Consider the following 13,360-nt stretch of genomic DNA (forward strand, 5'->3'; position numbering starts at 1 on the left):
GTACTTGCATTACATTTCTGCTACATTTTTTAAGAATAGCGTCAGCAGGTATGTAAATACGGTATATGTCATCGGAAAAAAGGTATATATGACTATTCCGCGCAAGGCAGCACCACCGTAAACCGGCTTCCCCGCCCCACTTGCGATTTTACTTCGATGCGTCCGCCCAGCCGTTCCACAATGACTTTGCAGATGGGCAGCCCCAGTCCCACGCCTTGCGAGAACTCGCTGCGCTTGTAGAAGCGGGCGAAAATCATCTCCCGTTCCTCTTGCGGAATACCTATCCCGGTGTCTTCCACGTAGATGCCCACTTCGCGGGTGGCGGGCAGGCGGACGTATCCCAGCCTGATATGGCCTTCGGACGTGAATTTGCCGGCGTTGTTCAGAAAGTTCGTGAGGACCTGCGTCAGCCGCATGCGGTCTGCGTGCACGAAGGCGTCCTCTGCCGGGAAATCCGCGATGAACTCCAGCGGCGGTTTTATCAGTACGCTGTGTGTCCGGTAAATCGCTTCGAGCAGGCAGCGTACGCTTTCTCGGCGCAGGTCGAAAGACATGTTGGCGGTTTCCATGCGCGAGAGTTGCAGCACGTCGTCCACCAGTTTCAGCAGCAGTTTGGTGTTGGTGTCGATGATGCCGGCATACTCCCGCTTCTCCGTTTCGGACAGCTCCGGGTCGTACACCAGCAGATTGGCGAAGCCCGCTATGGCGTTGAGGGGCGTGCGTATCTCGTGGCTCATGTTGTTCAGGAACGACTGTTTCAGCTCGGCACGCTCCGCCAGACGGCGCGCCTGTATCAGTTCCTCTTCATGGTCTTTGACGTCCTGGATGTTCTGCAACAGTCCCGTAATGATGTATTTGCCGCCCGACACGGTAGCGGGCAGCGTGCTGTAACGCAGTTCCCACCATTCGTAGCCCCCGCCGGTGAAGTCGAAGCGGTAGTGCCCCTTATGGGTATGCACGTTCTCCGAGGCACGGTAGCCGCGGTAGAAACGCTCGCGGTCGGCGGGATGCAGGAAGTGTATTATCTCGTCCAGCGTGATGCGCTCGCGCGGGTGGCGGATAAGGTCGTAGAAGTGCGGGTCGCAGATAATCCCCTCGCCTTCCAGGCGCCACACGTAGGTGGAGCTGCCGCTGATGGCAAGCGTCAGCGTTTCGTGCTCGTAGCGCAGGGAGTGCTGCGCCTCACGCTTGCGCCTGCGCTCCACGGAGAGGCTGCGGATAAGAAAGGCGATGAGCAGCAGCAGGAGAAGCCCCGAAAGGGCGGCTATATATAATAAGGTGTAATGATAGCGTTCCGTAAAGGGGATGTACATCACGGTGTACTCCTTGGGGATGCGGCTCAGGGGGATGCCGTAGCGTTGCAGCACGTGCCAGTTTACAACGTACCGCTTGGCGCAATACCGCACCTGCCTGTCGGGCGTCGCGCCGCGGAGACGTTCGGCGATGCCCTGCGCCATGTCGTCCAGTTGCGTTTCGAGAGGAGCGAAGTAGCCGCCCAGGGCGTAGTCCGACGTACCGAAGCCCTCGTTCACAGTTTCAAAGCAGGGGTTGTGGAAGAAGTTGGCGGAGTGCACGGCTATGAATTCCCGTCTGGTGAAAAGGCAGAGCGTGCGGTGGCCGTGCCCCGTCCACGCCATCTGGGTGAGCGAGAGCGAGTCGCCGTTCAGCCGGACGATGGCGGTGGTGTCGAACCGTTCGTTCTCCCCGCTCATGCCGGACGCTACGGGCGGCAGGGCGCTGCTCAGCCCCCGGTGGACGGACACGTGCATGCCTATCTGTCCGCAGTAGATTTCGTAGCCTTTCCCGCGGAGCTGCCCGGTGAGGTCGTTCCAGATGAAGCGGTCGAGTACGCTGTTGCGGTTTATCACGCACACGCGGGACTTGCCCATGATGCGCTCCACCATGCGTACGGTGTTCAGGTAGTCGGGAGCGTCGGCGTAGCCCGTCACGTTGGGATAGCGTTCCAGCAGCTTGCGGTTGGGATAGTTTACGCCGCCGAACACCACGGGCAGGTCGTGCAGGCGGGGATTGCCGCAGGCCATGAGCGAGTAGAGCGCCTGGTCGTCCAGCACCGCCACGAGGCGGGCGCCCCAGCGGGTGAAGTCGTCGATGAAGTCCGAGCAGCGCTCTTCTTCTTTAGCGGGCAGCAGGTCGTCGCAGTCCAGGAAGTATTCGCGGAAGTCGCAGGAGATGCCGTGCCCGGCCAGCGCGTCACTCAGCATTTCCCGGGTGCGTCCGGCATCCGGATAGCCGGCTTCGTAGGAGTGGACAAGAGCTATCTTATACCGCCCGGCATGAGGCTTGCGCCCGCATCCCGGCAGGCAGAGCAGAACTACCCAGCACGATAGCAAGGCAGCTATTGTCTTTATTTTCATTTCGTTTGTTCGTCTGTTCTACATGCAAAGATACGGATATATATCCGATATAAAAGGCTGTCGGCATGATTATTTTTCAGGAAATTTAGAATATCTTTGCCGCCTTTATTTTTTAAGGTAAAACATTATATGAATCATTATGGAAACTAAAAAAAAGAAGGATGGGCACATCTGAATCGAGTAAGAAAAGCCATGGAGTGTATTAAAATCGTTACCGACGAAAACTACGAAGTAAGCGATGAAGCCTACCACACGTTGAAGCGGATAGTAAAGGGATGTGAGAAACTGATTAAGGCTTACGAAAGAAAGCTGGCGCAGCGGGAAAAGGAACGGGAAAGGGCGCTGAACCGTTAATAAAGTACAAATATCCCCCATAAGTATGTTTATACATTTACACAAATGCAATGTGTTGGGACACACCGGAATAGGTGGCGCAAAGTGTATAGGCAGGAAAAAGCGTCCGTTTTATTTTCAGTAACTTTGTGGTAACAAACGTTGAACAGGCTGTCTTCCGACCGCGCTTTGCATGCATCGGAGACAGCCTGCTTCAATCAGTACTCATCCTATAAAACAAAGACATGGTAACTACATGTACAGAGGGAGAGATAGAAATCTCCGAATTCGGCTCCGTCCGAAGTAAAACATCACGGATCATCAGCCTTCGACAGTATGTAAACAATGTGCGCAGCGATATGTTCAAGGCACGCGTAGAGGAGTATATGCGCCTCGCAGCCCTGCCGGGACATGAAGCCGAAGCGCAGGCCGTAAAGGACAGGATGCCCTGCATCGTACCCGCCGGCGTGTGCAGCGGCGGACATGCGGTAAAGAACCTCGTCAGGCACAGCGGACTGCTGCAAATAGACATGGACCACACCGGAGCGCGCACCGCCGAAGTGTGCGGCCTGCTGCGGCAACTGCCTTACGTGGTGGTGGCGCACATGAGTTTCTCGCACAACGGGGTGCGCGCATTCGCGCTCGTGGCCGCCGGGGATGTGGAACGGAACTATGAGCGGTTGTACGCCGCCGTAGGAGAAGCCGTGAGCCGCCATGCCGGACACGATTACGACTCCAAGTGCAAGATACTGACGCAGCCCAGCTTCTACTCGTGGGATGCCGACGCGTATTACAACCCCGGTGCGGAAACGTTCCGGATGCAGTGGGGAGAGGAAATGACGAGCCCGGAAGGGGGAGTTGCGGAAAAGGAGATTGCAGGGAACGGGAATGTAGGAAATAGGAGTTCGGGAACAGGAACAAGGACATCGGAAACAAGAACAGGAACAGATACAGCAGGAACAGATACAACAGGAGTTGCAAATGCAGGAACAGGTACGAACGCAGATACAACAGACGCAGGTACGGCAGCAGCTTCCGCCTCAGTTTCCGCCTCTGCCCCGAACACCGTTTCCAACACTGCTTCCAACACTGCTTCTAACTCCGCCACTCCTTCCACCCCCGATGCCGCTCCCGGTTTCCTCGCCCAATTCCTCAACGACTTCGAGCACCGCAACCCTTTCCGCCGAGGCGAACGGAACTACCTTGCGCTGAAGCTCGGACGTGTGGCACGCAGTAAAGGATTTTCAAAAGAAGAGCTGGAAGAAATCACCCGTATCTTCACCTGCCGCTACTCTGCGACCGATTTTACAGCCGAGGACATCCGTCAACGCATAACCGCTGGTTATCAGTTCATTGAATCACTTCCGCAAAAAACGGAAGAGCACAACAGGGTTCAAAATAGGGGTCAGGTTCTATATGACCCCTCCGAGCCGCCCGATGAAGCTCTCGAAGACGCGGATTTGTTGGAGAAAAACAACGAACTGCGCGCCAGTTCTCCCTACATTCCCGACAGCGTTTACGACGGACTGCCCGCACTGCTCAAAGAGTGCGTAAAGTACTCCGGCGACCTGCGCGAACGGGACATCGTACTGCTGGGCTGCCTGAGCTGTTGCGGAGCCCTCTTCCCACACGTCAGCTTCTTCTATAAGAACGCCCTCTATTCGCCGCATTTCTACCTTGCCCTGATAGCCGCCGCCGGAGCGGGAAAAGGCGTACTGGCCTTTATCATCAGCCTGCTCGACGCCACTCAGGAGCACTATGACGACGAACGCCGCCAACAGAAAAAAGCTTTCGAGAAAGCACAGGCCGATTGGGACAACGAACTGCATCAAGCCCAACGTGAGCACCGCTCTCCCGACACCGACAAGAAGCCGGAAGAACCCAAAGGCAAGTATCTGAAAACCTCTGCCACCACCAGTAAAAGCCGCCTGCTGGAACAGCTTGCCACCAATGGCGAACTCGGTTGCCACATGGCGTCTACCGAAATCAACACCCTCATTTCTTCGCTCACCCAAGACTACGGCAAATACGAGGACATCCTCTGCAAAGCCGCCCACCACGAAGAAATCTCGCAGTCGTACAAGGCAGACGGCGACCCGATAGTCGTACCTCATCCTCACCTTGCACTCGCCATATCGGGCACACAGGAGCAGTTCATCAACTTCTTCCATTCACACGAAAACGGTCTGTACAGCCGCTTCCTCATCTACACCCGTCAGCTCAGCCTGCATTGGGAAACCTGCTCCCCCGGCGAAGGACGTGTAGACCTGCGCGCGCACTTCCGCGCACTGGGGCAGAAGCTGTTCGATATGCACAAGTTGTTGCTGGACTCTCCCACCCTCGTCACCTTTACCTCCGAACAGTGGGAACGCCACACGCAACAGTTCTCACTGTGGCTCAAATCCGCTTTGGTAGAGGGACGCGAATATCCCAGCAGCATTGTATTCCGTCACGGACTGCTTGCCATGCGCCTGGCATCCATCCTTACCATTTTCCGCAAATGGGACGATTACCGCTACGCCAAAGAGTATGCCTGCACCGATGCCGATTTCAACGCCGCCATGCAGATTGTAGCCACAATCCTTGAACACAGTCTGCTGCTGGGAACCACACTGCCCGACACCGGACGACAGCCCGTCCTCATGCGGCACTTCCACCAGTTCGACCAGATACTGGCCGACTTGCCACGCTCTTTTTCTTACAGTGACTTCACCTTCGCCGCCCAAAATCTCGGCATTTCCCTCTCCACCGCCAAGCGTATTCTCAAGAAAGGCTTGGAACAGGAACTCATTGTAAAGCAAGGAGATAAGTATAGAAAAAGGAATAAAAGGCGGGGGAAATAGGGTCAATAAGGAAGTGACCCCAAAAATGAACCCAAACAATATCTCCCCATTTCGTACGGGCAACCGGAAAAATGTTTATCTTTGTCCCGGTCTTCTCCCGGCGTTGTGAGAAGATGTGTTTTTCTTGATTTGGAGAAAATCATTTTATTATTCGTCACTCCTACGAAAGTCTGGTAAATTTTCACAAGAACGAGTAATAAGTGAGACTCTCCACGTCCGGCTTGCGTATAACTCTGTTATATAAAAGTTTGGCGTGGAGCTATTGCTTATTATTATTCTCTTGTACGGTCTTACCAGAGCCTCAGGGGTGGGATAATAATATCAATAGTTTCCACGCCATTCTTTATTATGGCTGACGGGGGAACACACTATTAACCCGATTAAAAAAAAGCCATGAAAAAGGAACAAGAAACAAGCAAAGAAAAAAACGAGGAGATTACCGATAGCACCGATAAGGCGACAGCCCCCTCAACGGCATTTCCCGACCTGACAGAGAAACATCCCTGTCCCCACCGCTACTGCGCCCTGTTGGAAGAACTAAAAACCACTCCCGACCTCTACGACCTTTTACACTCCTACTGCACCTTTCCCGAATCGTTAGACAACCTTTACGGCACGTCCCTCGCCCACCTGCGCTGCGATTGTTGCCTGTACGCCCACGCACTGATACGGCTGCGCCAACGCCCCGCATCCCGCTGGAAACGGATAAAGAAGTACCTTGCCTCGCTCCTGCCCGCATTTCTCAAAAAAAAGAAAAAAGCATAATCCCATGAAATCGACTACCGAAATATTAGAGTTACTTCGTACCTACAAGGCACACTCCGCCGCCAAATACGGTGTGAAACGCCTTGGTATTTTCGGCTCCGTTGCCCGTGGTGAACAGACAGAGCACAGTGATGTCGACATCTGCTACGAAGGAGATGCTCCTTCACTCCTCACGCTGGAACGTTTTCAAAACGAATTAGAAAATCTGTTGGGAAGCCCGGTAGACTTGATAAGGATACGAGAACGTATGAACAGCCGCCTGAAACAACGAATATTAAAAGAAAGTATCTATGTATGACAAAGAGTTTCATTCCTCTTACGAGAGGAAATAAATCATCCTGCGAGAAAAATAAATTCATCTTACGAGAGGAATAAATTCATCCCGTGAAACGGAAATATCCGTCTTACGGGCGGAATGGATTTATCCTGTGAGGTGGAAATCATGGCGTCCCCAACACCCCTATTATAAGTCGCACTTGCGCGGGCGTGTACCGTCTTGCGGTAGGCGTCATGCCCGTTTCCTGCAACTGCTGTTCCAGTCCGGGAGCGGTGCGTATCCACTCGTTAAACTGCTTGACGGCCGTCTGCTGTTGCACACCGCCTATATACATGCTCGCCAATTCGCCTTTGCCGTAGCTGCGCACGACAAACGCTTTCTCTACAATATCTTCATCTGCCTGTTCCATGTGGGGTAATTTACGGTAATCCTAATTATGGTTGGAGATATAAAGATAGTGATTTTCAGCGGGATAAGCAATTATATCGGGCGGTATATCATCCTCTACCACCGTCTTTTTTTCTTCTTGCAGCCTTTCTGCAACGCCACGCCAAACAGGCAACAGGCGCATTTCAATTCTTTCTGGGAGAGTTTATCCAAATTGTCGAGGATACCGGGGATTGAGTAGTTTTCGTCGAGAAACTCATAAGGGTCGGCGGCTTCTTCCAAATCCTGCTTCATCAGGCAGGTACATACAGGAGTTTTATCCATTAGTTTGTTATTTTTTTGGTTTATGTAAGGGTTATCTTATCTGCTTTACAAAAAAACGTCGGGGGGACGCCCCATCGAAAAAAACGCACCTTACTCCCCTTGCGGAAAGAAGGATGCTCAAAGATAACACTTTTTTGCTATTATTTGCATGATTATTATAATTTAATACAATAAGTCAATGTTGAAAGTCTGTTTGTACCATCTGTCTGTCATTGTTACCCAATCGTACTTAACAGCACTCAAACGTACCGAGCGTCGCCTAAGCTTACTTATCTTTATCCAAGCTTACTAAACATGACCTATCCTTACGCAAAACAACTTAACCTTGCTTATCCTTACATAATCTTACCTATCCTTACGCAAAACCGCTCAACCTACTTATCCTTACATAACATTACTTATCCTTACTCAAAACAACTCAATCTTACTTATCCTTACATAACCTTACTTATCCCTACTCCAAACTACCCAACCTTACCGAAACGTATTTTCCGCCTTGCGCCTGCCGTATCTTTGTTTCAACGAAACGAGGTAAGGAATATCGCCGCGGAGACTTCTCCTCTGACCGTCAGCAATCAATAATCAATATTTCCAATTAAAACCTAATTTCATCATGGCAATTATCGTAGAGCGTGTACAACGCTATCAGAAAGTCGGGGACAAGACTTCCCCGCAACTGTATTACTTGAAGCGGAAAGCCAAGAACTCCCGCCTGTACGACACCAAGCGCATCGCGCAAGAGATTGAGGAACTGGGCGGTATGTCCGCCGAAGACGTGGAGCACGTAGTCACCGCCCTTGTACGCAACATCAAGCGCAAGCTGACAGACGGCGACAGCGTAAAGCTGGACGGCCTCGGCGTGTTCTACACCACTTTCCACAGCAAAGGCACCGTGAAATCGGAAGACTCCACCGTTAAGAATATCGACAAAGTGAATATCCGTTTCCTCACCGACAGCGGCCTGCGTCTGGTGAATGATTCCGGAGCAACGACCAAAGGCGGGCCGAACAACGTGGCGTTCGAGTTGTACAATCCCAAAGAGGACGGTTCGTCGGGCGGCAATGGCGGCGGTGGCGGAAACGACGGAGAAGAAGAGAATCCGTTGGGCTAAGAACCCGCCGGGCGGAAACAGGGTAAAAGACAGGGCGGAACGGATTTCAAGCCTTATCCCGTTATTGAAAGGCCGTCTGCCCGTCCGTACCCCTATCCCCCCGATAACATTTCAATCAATCTTCATTATTATAAATAACCCATAAGTAAATACTGAAAACCAGTTTATATCCCAAATACCTGTCCTTCGGAGCCAGCGAAGAAACCACTCCCTTTTTCGCATGCATAAAGAAAAGATTCTTTGCTTCGCTCCGAATAACAGATAGTATAAGCCGATTATGCGTATTTATTTAATACTTAACCCCAATTATTATGTCAACAAAATCAACCTGGTGGGACAAGCTCCTCAAAATCGTAATCGCAGTAGCATCAGCCGTTCTCGGCGCATTGGGCGACCTCATCGTCATTCACTGTTCCGCCACCCGTTGCGACCGCAGCTATACGGAACACGACCTGACAACAGACCACCTGCGCCGGGGCTTCTCCGGCGCAGGTTATCATTTTTACATCCGTAAGAACGGTGATATAAAGACGCTCCGGCCTTTGGAACGTCCCGGCGCGCATGCCAGAGGCTACAACGCCCACAGCATCGGCATCTGCTACGAGGGCGGGCTCAATCATTACGGAATGCCCGAAGACACCCGTACCGAATGGCAACGTCATTCGCTCCGCGTACTCGTAAGGACTTTACTGCTGGACTACCCCGATGCCCGGGTGGCCGGGCATCGAGACTTGAGCCCCGACCTGAACGGCAACGGCGAAGTGGAACCCATGGAGTGGACGAAGCAATGCCCGTGCTTTGAGGTGAAAAAGGAGAAATGGTGAAAAAAGAAAACATAAAAAAAGAAAGCGCTATCAAAGTAAATGATAACGCTTTCTCGCTATAAGACAACCGGCAGAATAATTACCATGCCCAATCGTCCAAATTCATATCGCTTTCTACCGTGTTTTCCAAATCATCCGGTAGATTACAGAAGAAATCTATTCCTGTTTTCTCTTCCAAATCGTCGATGCTGACAGCACGGGCTTTCACTTCGTCCGCAGTAGGAGCCTTACTGTATTCCTTATGTTCCGCCAAGAAACCGATGGCATGATATACACCGTCCGTTTCGGATAAAACAGCCATAAAGTAATATTTCGGACAAGCCAGTCCATGTATGGTAAAACCATTTTCGTCGGTAGTAGGTATTATTTGATCACCGCCTTTCTTCGTACCTGTATAATTTACAAGAAGCTCGTTCAACGCGCCGCCTTTGACCACATACAATTTACTGTAAGTAGTGGTGACACCCCTCTCGGCTCCGCCCCATTTGCGTACTTGCTCCTCGAACTCAGCCCAATAAGGACTATTGAAAGAGTGTATCATCGGCGACATATTACTGAAATAGAATGTCTGGTCGTTGGCTTCCTGAGTGAAAAGACGGTCGGCAGAACCGCAGATATGCCCGCGGTCAAAGCCGTCGCTCTTGTGGTGCGCATCGGTAACCTGCATCGCTTCGGGAAGAAGAGGGTCGACGATAAACTTATCCTTACGTCCCACACCGTCACCGGCAACACGTGTTGTCGCATCAAAAGAGAATGCCACCCATGAGGAATGTTTCTTCGTGTCGTCCCACTCCAAAGCGTAGTTCAGCATCTCCGTACCGTTCACTTTCAGCGAATGCGCTACAAAAACATTGGCTTCGTTCAGGCGGGGAATCTCAAGATTGAGCGAATAGCCGCTTTCGTCCTTTACGTTGGCATTGGCATTAGGTCTTACATCCTGCTCTACCGCATACTCTATCGTAACGTTGTTACCGTCGATACCGCATATACGGAATTTAACGTATTGGTCTGCCGCCAACGTCGCGGTACGCGCCCAGTAAGCGGCACCGTCTATCACGGGAACTTCCGTCTGCCAGGCATCATCAGCCGGACGTGTTTTCATTTCGTCCAGACGGGTGGAAGAACTTTTCACAAAAGTGTATTGCTTGCCGTAGAATGCCTTGTCCTGAATATAGAACGGAGTCTGAAAACCTTCCGGTTCGAATACCGTAAATCCGCTCTGAGGATTCTCATAACCTTTCAGTACAAGCGTAGCGGCACCTTCCTGCGTTGTTTCAATATAACCGTTATAGGGGGCGTCGGAGCTTTCGCATGCAACCATTCCCAGCATCAACAGCCACAACCCTAAGATATTGCTAAGTTTTTTCATTGTTCTTTTTTTACTTTATTGGATGTTGTTGTTTGATAAACGGCGCTTTAGCGGGGTAAAACCCCGCCCAAACGCATCCTTTATCTATTCGGCCGGAGTTTCGGCATCACCGCCTTCTTCTCCTTCGCTTTCTCCTTCTACCTTTTCACGAACTACCACATTCTTTACTTCCCAAGTAGGCGCAACCTCATTGGTGCTGGCATATTTGAAAGCGATGGTAACTTGCTGTCCGTTGTAAGCGCTCAGGTCTATTTTGTTGCTTACGAATGTCCAGTCGGTAGCATCCGACCAGTTCTCGACTGTCAAAGCCGTCCATGTGGCGGTCTTCACATCACCCGAATAGTCTACGGATACCATCACGTTCAGATGGTCGGCCGGATTCTCGGCACGGAAACGACAGGCGTGCTCAAACAACAGTTCAGGTTCTTTCGACTTCTTAAAGTTCATAACAGGCGATACAAGCCAACTCTCCGCCTGATGATTACCGGTAGCTTTGATGTAAGCGGACGCTTTCATATAACCGTATGAGTCTTGTTTCCATACCCAGCTCACTCCATCCATAAATACGTCCTGAATAGTGAAACTGCCCAAGTCTTTCTTGAATGTTTCGTTTACGTACATGCTTGCCTCGGCACTGATGCCTTCGGCATCTTGCGTAAAGGTAGTAGTAACCAGCCTGCTGGAAGTCGTTTCTATCCAATTTTCTCCTAAAGTATACTCTGCAACCACAGGCGTATTCGCCTTCTCATTGTAAATTACCGCAACTACCGATTCTGCCGCCGCATACGGATACTTCTGCTTCAAGTAAGCAGGCAGTACCGTTTCAGGCTCTTCAATCATATCCGTACCCAATGATTCGTAAACGCCCGGCTCTACTACGGCCACCTTGGCTTCTTCAGTCGTATATTCTTTCCATGCATTGTTATCGCCGTCGTACACATACAAAGCGGAAGTGGTAGGAGAAACGGAAGAAGCACGGGTAGAGGCAAGAGAACGAAGACCTGCAACGGCAGCAGCTTCTTTTATAGAAACCAACATTACCTGAATATATCCGCCTTTATTTGCCCCTAACAAATAACCATTCATGACAACTTTCTTCCCATTCAGGCTTGCCGCAACATCGGAATCATCAACATAAGATAACGAGAGGTCTTTTTCAACCCCTTCCACTGCCAGATTGTAAAAATTATATCCCTTTTCACTGTCTTTAATTGTCAACGTACCTTCAACAGAGGCATAGGCAAAGCGCGGTGCGGCAGCATAAGCATTCAACTCTGCGGCACTCAGCACTTGCGGAACCATATCGTTCGGAATGGTACTGCCTTCAGATATCCTTGTTACCGCAAGTCCGGTACTCGTAAATTGAATCAGACCATTTCTGGCTTCCGTTGTACCAACCACTTGTACCATGTCTCCCACTTTCTCGTCAGGCAAGGCATTCTTGTATACCAAAATATCACCTGTTCCATCCGTCATTACAAACCCTTTCGTATGAACGGCGGTAACCAGTCCTTTCACTGTGTAATTCCCTATCGGAGAGTATGCTATCAGCCCTATCGGAGTAACTTGGTTAGCTGTGCCTTTCACAACAATCGAAGTAGCGAATGTATTGATATATTTGGCTGAACTGCCACTGACTCCAGCAAGATAACCGGTTACGACAACTATTTGATTAATCCAGGAATCATCTACCAACAACGCATCGGTAATAGAGCCTTGAACTGAATTGCCACCATCTAAAACAATATTTATATTATTTGAGTTTTTCGTTAAAGTTCCCTCATAAGTGACGTATTGTATAGCAGGAACAGCAGCATTTGCATAAGTCACCAAATCAGCAGTCTCCATTGTTTGCGGAGCAGGATACGTAAATGCTTCCTTGCGTTCAAGAACTTTGAAAACAGATTTCGAACTAAAGCGGTTCATGCCCTGCTTTGCCAGCTCTACCTTACCAGATACTTCTACCGCATCGCCAACGGAACACGTTACAAGCTTTCCTTGATAAACACGAATAAGCCCCGTTTCATCCTTAAGTATAAAGCTTTTAGCATTAACCGCCACTACTTCACCCTTAGAAGTATATTCTCCTTCTGATGTAAGTTTTAACAAATCAGCAACACTTGTGTAAGAGGGCGCAGGTTCATCACCGCCATCACCCCCACCACCGATACTGGGCTCTGTTTGAGAATAAGCATAATTCACGACTTTCATATCTCCTGCCGCCGGATTATTGACAGCAGCTTTCAGCAAACCCGGAATCTTAGATACAGTGGAAGGAGAAAGGAAAGAAGCTTTCACTTTATCACCCCATACTGTTTTATAGTCATCTTCCGTCAAGTCATAGGCAGACAGGTTCTTAAAATCACCCATATACTCGGACGGACTGAAAAGTTTGTAAGTAACCACAAATCGCGAGCCTTCGTCTGCATTGGGATATTTGGATTTCAGATAGGCCGGAAGATAATCCTCAGCGGGCGCTTCTTCCGTAAAATAATGGTTAGTACCGACTTCCGCCAATGCCTCTACATACGTCTTTCCTTCGGGGTCTTTGGAAAGTGCCAGCTCCTGGTTGGCGCTCAATTTGGAGATAGTACCGTAATCGGCTGTTTCCAACGTCATGGCGATGTCCTTCACATCCGTGATATCGGGTTTGATGTTGAACTGGTCATCGTAATGGTCGTCACAAGCTGCTAACAGAGCCAGCAACGCTATTGAAACGAATATTTTCTTCTTCATATTGTGAATGTCTTTG

Annotated in this window: 11 protein-coding genes; 6 read left to right on the top strand and 5 right to left on the bottom strand. The window is 50.4% G+C overall.

The annotated features are described in order from the left end of the window. Positions 1–92: 92 nt before the first annotated feature. Positions 93–2,375 (bottom strand): sensor histidine kinase, encoded by a 2,283-nt coding sequence (locus BHV73_RS12970; protein WP_286738503.1) that lies wholly within the window; start codon positions 2,373–2,375, stop codon positions 93–95. Between the two features lie 192 nt (positions 2,376–2,567). Here BHV73_RS12970 and BHV73_RS12975 point away from each other — a divergent pair, with 192 nt between their 5' ends. The 4 genes from BHV73_RS12975 to BHV73_RS12990 all read left to right on the top strand — a co-directional run bounded on the left by BHV73_RS12975 (position 2,568) and on the right by BHV73_RS12990 (position 6,614). Continuing rightward, on the top strand, positions 2,568–2,729 hold the full coding sequence (locus tag BHV73_RS12975; RefSeq protein ID WP_009121228.1) for a hypothetical protein: 162 nt from the start codon (positions 2,568–2,570) through the stop codon (positions 2,727–2,729). Positions 2,730–2,953: 224 nt separating this feature from the next. Next, positions 2,954–5,551 carry a DUF3987 domain-containing protein gene (locus BHV73_RS12980; protein WP_286738504.1) on the top strand — a complete coding sequence of 866 codons (2,598 nt, stop codon included), beginning with the start codon at positions 2,954–2,956 and terminating at the stop codon, positions 5,549–5,551. A gap of 393 nt (positions 5,552–5,944) precedes the next feature. Continuing rightward, a complete protein-coding gene (locus BHV73_RS12985; protein WP_286738505.1) occupies positions 5,945–6,316 on the top strand; it encodes a hypothetical protein in 372 nt (123 codons plus the stop codon). A gap of 4 nt (positions 6,317–6,320) precedes the next feature. Continuing rightward, positions 6,321–6,614 (top strand): nucleotidyltransferase family protein, encoded by a 294-nt coding sequence (locus BHV73_RS12990; protein WP_009121234.1) that lies wholly within the window; start codon positions 6,321–6,323, stop codon positions 6,612–6,614. 142 nt (positions 6,615–6,756) lie between these two features. On the opposite strand, the gene BHV73_RS12995 is transcribed toward BHV73_RS12990, so the two are convergent. Continuing rightward, positions 6,757–7,002: a DUF4248 domain-containing protein gene (locus BHV73_RS12995; RefSeq protein WP_009121236.1), complete on the bottom strand. Its 246-nt coding sequence runs from the start codon at positions 7,000–7,002 to the stop codon at positions 6,757–6,759. Between the two features lie 95 nt (positions 7,003–7,097). Then, positions 7,098–7,304 (bottom strand): hypothetical protein, encoded by a 207-nt coding sequence (locus BHV73_RS13000; protein ID WP_087425937.1) that lies wholly within the window; start codon positions 7,302–7,304, stop codon positions 7,098–7,100. A 613-nt stretch (positions 7,305–7,917) separates the two neighbouring features. Between BHV73_RS13000 and BHV73_RS13005 the strand changes: the two genes are divergently transcribed. Together BHV73_RS13005 and BHV73_RS13010 are read left to right on the top strand one after the other, a co-directional pair. Further along, positions 7,918–8,415, top strand: coding sequence for an HU family DNA-binding protein (locus tag BHV73_RS13005; RefSeq protein WP_009121238.1), 498 nt, complete (start codon positions 7,918–7,920; stop codon positions 8,413–8,415). 311 nt (positions 8,416–8,726) lie between these two features. Continuing rightward, positions 8,727–9,239 (top strand): smalltalk protein, encoded by a 513-nt coding sequence (locus BHV73_RS13010; protein WP_286738507.1) that lies wholly within the window; start codon positions 8,727–8,729, stop codon positions 9,237–9,239. A gap of 79 nt (positions 9,240–9,318) precedes the next feature. On the opposite strand, the gene BHV73_RS13015 is transcribed toward BHV73_RS13010, so the two are convergent. Beyond that, positions 9,319–10,608 (bottom strand): DNA/RNA non-specific endonuclease, encoded by a 1,290-nt coding sequence (locus BHV73_RS13015; protein ID WP_009120441.1) that lies wholly within the window; start codon positions 10,606–10,608, stop codon positions 9,319–9,321. Between the two features lie 84 nt (positions 10,609–10,692). Continuing rightward, positions 10,693–13,344: a choice-of-anchor J domain-containing protein gene (locus BHV73_RS13020; RefSeq protein ID WP_286738510.1), complete on the bottom strand. Its 2,652-nt coding sequence runs from the start codon at positions 13,342–13,344 to the stop codon at positions 10,693–10,695. Between the last annotated feature and the right edge of the window lie 16 nt (positions 13,345–13,360).

The organism is Bacteroides sp. 44_46, assembly GCF_001915465.1.
In the GTDB taxonomy this organism is placed as follows: Bacteria; Bacteroidota; Bacteroidia; order Bacteroidales; family Bacteroidaceae; genus Bacteroides; species Bacteroides clarus.